This window comes from Nostoc sp. WHI (genome assembly GCF_015714725.1).
GTDB lineage: Bacteria > Cyanobacteriota > Cyanobacteriia > Cyanobacteriales > Nostocaceae > Nostoc.
The window spans coordinates 1-4,961 of the sequence record NZ_WBKM01000241.1 but is presented as its reverse complement, the minus strand read 5'-3'; the positions used below and the strand labels follow the sequence as shown (position 1 = coordinate 4,961).

At 42.7% G+C, this 4,961-nt stretch carries 3 protein-coding genes and 2 pseudogenes; all 5 read right to left on the bottom strand.

Annotated features, from left to right (window positions below; translation table 11 throughout):
* A pseudogene (locus tag F8S12_RS24395) lies at positions 1 to 284 on the bottom strand (hypothetical protein); the annotation flags it as partial.
* Positions 285 to 414: 130 nt separating this feature from the next.
* Positions 415 to 1,266, bottom strand: a pseudogene (locus F8S12_RS24390) (Rpn family recombination-promoting nuclease/putative transposase).
* A 69-nt stretch (positions 1,267 to 1,335) separates the two neighbouring features.
* Positions 1,336 to 4,110 (bottom strand): COR domain-containing protein, encoded by a 2,775-nt coding sequence (locus F8S12_RS24385; RefSeq protein ID WP_196518895.1) that lies wholly within the window; start codon positions 4,108 to 4,110, stop codon positions 1,336 to 1,338.
* A gap of 171 nt (positions 4,111 to 4,281) precedes the next feature.
* Positions 4,282 to 4,566, bottom strand: coding sequence for a hypothetical protein (locus F8S12_RS24380; protein ID WP_196518894.1), 285 nt, complete (start codon positions 4,564 to 4,566; stop codon positions 4,282 to 4,284).
* A gap of 68 nt (positions 4,567 to 4,634) precedes the next feature.
* A complete protein-coding gene (locus tag F8S12_RS24375) occupies positions 4,635 to 4,949 on the bottom strand; it encodes a DUF4351 domain-containing protein (RefSeq protein ID WP_331001439.1) in 315 nt (104 codons plus the stop codon).
* Positions 4,950 to 4,961: the final 12 nt, after the last annotated feature.

The window sequence follows — 4,961 nt, the reverse complement described above, 5'->3', positions numbered from 1 at the left end:
ACTATCTGGGTAACAGGAACTTGATATTTTCGTGTCAATCGAACATAGTAATCTAGCATCCGCAGAGGAATTGGTTCTTTAGATTTGATTGTGGTTTGAAATTCTAGGTGTAGAATCCGATTTTCTGTTTGCAGAAGTATCACCGAATCAGCACGGATTGGTTCAATACTCAATTCGGTTTTTAAGATTTTAATTGTTTGCGGTTCTTGATTTAACAACCAACGGATAAAATCACGGGGATACTTTTCTGCGAGTACCTTACAAAGGTTGTCATATTCTGCCATTTATCAAGATTGCACCTGATTTTATTGATTGTGTTAGATGAGATTGGTTTTTGAGTACAGATGTTTTGATAGGTGCCGCAGCTACGCCCGTTGTAGACATCGCTTTGACTACATCTTTTTAGAGATGAATTTAGTTGCTTGGATTTTGCTCAAGCCAAGCAACTAAATCAGATACATTTGAAAAATCTAAAAATTCTTCTCCCAATCCTTCCAATTGTTCAGTAGATAAGACTTGGAGACGTTGAATTATTAATGAATCTATCTCACCAAAGCGTCTATTTAAAAGGCGTAAAGTATATTTCAATGCTTCCTTCCTCTCTCCCCTTTGTTCTCCTCTTTGTTCTCCCTTCTGGAAAATATCCTGGTAAATCACTGACTCTTGCATAATCTCCTCCCGAAATAATTGACGAATAAAATTTTTCTCAAACTTTAACCCGGCTAAAATCTCCGTGTAAGCAGCAGTGTTTTGTCTTGTGTCGATATCTGGAATTTTAGCAATTTCCTCGGCAATCTGTGACAATAACCCTTGGGCTGAATCGGTTCGCGTTAATGGTGCTAAAGGTAATAACGCCAGATTGTTCAGAAATAGTGCCGAATCTTGCTCCCACATGCGGATAACTCGATAACGGTGGGTTGTGACTTCGCTGACATATTCTTCGGTAAAAGCAATTTCGTCCCTTGTCTCTTGCAAGAAAATTACTATCTGGGTAACAGGAACTTGATATTTTCGTGTCAATCGAACATAGTAATCTAGCATCCGCAGAGGAATTGGTTCTTTAGATTTGATGGTGGTTTAAAATTCTAGGTGTAAAATCCGATTTTCTGTTTGCAGAAATATCACGGAATCAGCACGGATTGGTTCAATACTCAATTCGGTTTTTAAGATTTTAATTGTTTGCGGTTCTTGATTTAACAACCAACGGATAAAATCACGGGGATACTTTTCTGCGAGGATTTTACAAAGGTTGTCATATTCTGCCATTTATAAAGATTACACCTGATTTTATTGATAACTACTAGATTAGTGTCTTCCATCTACATGAAAACTGGTTTAGCCTTTATATGTTGCTGCGTGGTGTTCGCATAGCCATAGATAATGTCCTTCTGGAGTCAAGACATTATTTAATCCGCCCCAGTGCTGCTGTTGATCTTTTTCATCTAAAAGTTGACGCAAGGCACGCAAAGCAGCACCATCAGCGCGTTCTGGATCTGAATCTTCACCTCTAGCAATTTTGTCTTTTAATTCTAAATCTTCAGCTTCTTTGAGTTCAGGCAATTTCACTGCTAGTTCTTTAAATAGTTCTAAGTCATTTTTAAACAGCGTTTCATATTCTTTGGAATTTACTACACCCAGCCAAGGGCCAATTATCGGTGCAGCATATTTCAAGACGCGAATTAATTTACCAAGATAGGGTGCGGTTGCTCTCAGCCATTTGGCAGGTTCATTTATTTCATATAAACCGCCTTCTTGGGTGGGATGCCAACAACCCGGTGCTTGGCAATACAGTTGCAAATCTAATTTTTGTCCAGTTAGATTCTTCTTCCAAATTTTATCGCCATGTGGACGCAGAACAAACACGTTGGGACAATGAGAGTCGATTTTTGCTTGTTCGCGGCGGAATGCATTGGTAAATCCCCGTTGCGTCAGTTCTCGGAGATTTTTGAGTTCATCGAGAATTACTGCTTGTCCGTCAACAACTTTTGTTTCTAACTGGTCAATGCGTTCTAGCACTGCATTTTGGGTATTCCAGTTTAAGCCATATAAGAGTTCTGGCACTGATACATCTTCCATAGCTTCTGGACACTCAATTGTCCCTTTCTTTTTTTCCCAGCGTTGCGATAGTTGTTTATAGTCAAATTCGTGGGTACATGGTTGACCATTATGCCCAAGACATGGAATTGTGCGTTGAATGTCTAATCCGGGAAACCTAGCGATAGTGACTTCGATGCCATCTCGAAGCAGGACAAAGAAATTCAGCGGGTTAGTACCTCGCACTGTTAATTTAAGATAACGATCGCTTTTAACTGCTTGGACTAATGCTAAATGTTCCTGCTCATAAGCAAATAAAACACCGTTACGCCAATGAATACCAGTTGTGAAGCGGTGTTGACGCGCAATAAACCAAGTGGGAATTCCCGCAGGAATGGTATTGAGTTGAAATTTCATCGAAATTTCATTGCACTCACTTGTTTGTTTAATTTGCTGCCATTTCTGCTCATAATTAGGCGGGTCGAGGGGCAAACGTTCCACCACTAAACTGATATCCCGGTTTTCTTGAGTGCGATAGGAGAGGTCAAAACGCTCCATCAGGCGTAGGAAGTGATCGCGCATTGATGGCTCTAAGTCTCGCCAAAGTTGAGCCATTTCTTGACGGGTGAAAATGCCAGAGCGATCGCTGACATCTTCACTTTCCAAAACTTTGCTGATATATTCAGTTACCCATTGTGGCTTGAGGATAACGGTATCGTTAAGTTCTTCGTTGTCCTGGAAGTAGAGAATTTCGCCTAATTCATGCAGCCATCGCGCTAGCACTTTCTTGCTGATGTCAGCAACTTGAGACTCAGCCATGATGTCCCACAATTGTTCGGGTGTGATTTGTTTTTTCGGCTGGGTGCGGATGGCATTGGCAGCATTTAGCCAGGTGGTAGGCCAGATTTCACCCATTAAGGGCAACTTGGCGGCTGATTCTGCGATCGCTTGCCGCAATTCTTCAATGCCAAGGCTGATTTTAGAGCTAATTTTACAGTGTTCGACAATTTGGGGGTATTTGTCGCGTAACTCTTTCAGGGGAAGGTCTGCTTCTCGCTCGTCGATGTGGGTGGCGACGAGTAAAATCGGAGAATCGGGGGCTAAGGCTTTGATTGTATCCAGCCAGTAGTAGAGTTTACCTTGCTCAAATCCCAGTCGAGCATTCCAGGCGAGTAAGAATAGCGATCGGTTGGTGAGAAAGAATTGATGGGTTGCATGATAGATTTCCTGTCCGCCAAAGTCCCAGGAGTTCAGATGCATGGTAGTACCTGCTTTGCCGGGATGGGTTAAATCGAGCCATTTAATTTCAATGCCGTGGGTGGTGGATTCTTGGGTGTCGAACTCTTCACCGCGTAATGCTCTTAACAAGGATGTCTTACCCACACCTCCTTCACCGACGACTAGCAGTTTAGAAATCCACTGCCGTAGGCTACCCTCTAACCTTTCTCGAAGATAGGTCAAAATTGCCTGCGTTCCCTGCTCGACAATTTCAGGCGGCGGCGAGGTTAATTGTGGATTTTTATGGAGGTATAGCGTTGTCAAGTTGGAGAGTTGGCTGAATTCTGGCGGCAGGCTGCTGAGTTGATTGTTATGGAGGTATAGCGTTGTCAAGTTGGAGAGTTGGCTGATTTCTGGCGGCAGGCTGCTGAGTTGATTGTTAAAGAGGGATAGCGTTGTCAAGTTGGAGAGTTGGCTGATTTCTGGCGGCAGGCTGCTGAGTTGATTGTTATGGAGGTATAGCTCAGTCAAGTTGGAGAGTTGGCTGATTTCTGGCGGCAGGCTGCTGAGTTGATTGTTATGGAGGTATAGCGTTGTCAAGTTGGAGAGTTGGCTGATTTCTGGCGGCAGGCTGCTGAGTTGATTGTTATCGAGGTATAGCTCAGTCAAGTTGGAGAGTTGGCTGATTTCTGGCGGCAGGCTGCTGAGTTGATTGTTATCGAGGTATAGCGTTGTCAAGTTGGAGAGTTGGCTGAATTCTGGCGGCAGGCTGCTGAGTTGATTGTTAGAGAGGTCTAGCTCAGTTGCCTTTTCCTTTGCAGCTTGTTCAATAATTTGCAACAGTTCTTCGTTTGTCACCTGCAATCCTCACCAACTCTGTAGCGATATTTACAAGAATAGTGTATCGCAGGTTATGGGGAGTGGGGCTAGATGCGTGTGTTGTATCTATATAAAAACTGCTGTAATGTTCAAATTAGCTGGATGCGTAGGATGCAGTACTTGCCGTAAGCGATCGCCTCACAATAACATTTACTCATCCACGAGTATCAAAGACTCGTCCGCGAGTATAAAAGACTCGTCCACGAGTATCAAAGACTCGTCCACGAGTATCAAAGACTCGTTCACGAGTATCAAAGACTCATCCACGAGTATCAAAGACTCGTTCACGAGTATCAAAGACTCATCCACGAGTATCAAAGACTCATCCACGAGTATCAAAGACTCATCCACGAGTATCAAAGACTCATCCACGAGTATCAAAGACTCGTCCACGAGTATCAAAGACTCATCCACGAGTATCAAAGACTCATCCACGAGTAGTAGGGTGCGTAGGCGTAACCCGTCGTAGACATCGCTTTGACTACATTTGTTTAGAGATGAATTTAACTGCTTGGATTTTGCTCAAGCCAAGCAATTAAATCAGATACATTTGAAAAATCTAAAAGCTCTTCTCCTAATCCTTCCAATTGTTCAGTAGATAAGACTTGAAGACGTTCAATTATTAATGAATCTATTTCACCAAAGCGTCTATTTAAAAGGCGTAAAGTATATTTCAATGCTTCCTTCTTCTCTCCCCTTTGTTCTCCCCTTTTTTCTCCTCTTTGTTCTCCTCTTTGTTCTCCTCTTTGCTCTCCCCTTTGCTCTCCCTTTCGTTCTCCCTTCTGGAAAATATCTTGATAAATCACTGACTCTTGCATAATCTCCTCCCG

What these genes read in the sequence shown, in the direction of transcription:
- F8S12_RS24375 (WP_331001439.1), bottom strand. Translation starts at nt 4,949, where the DNA reads ATGCAAGAGTCAGTGATTTATCAAGATATTTTCCAGAAGGGAGAACGA.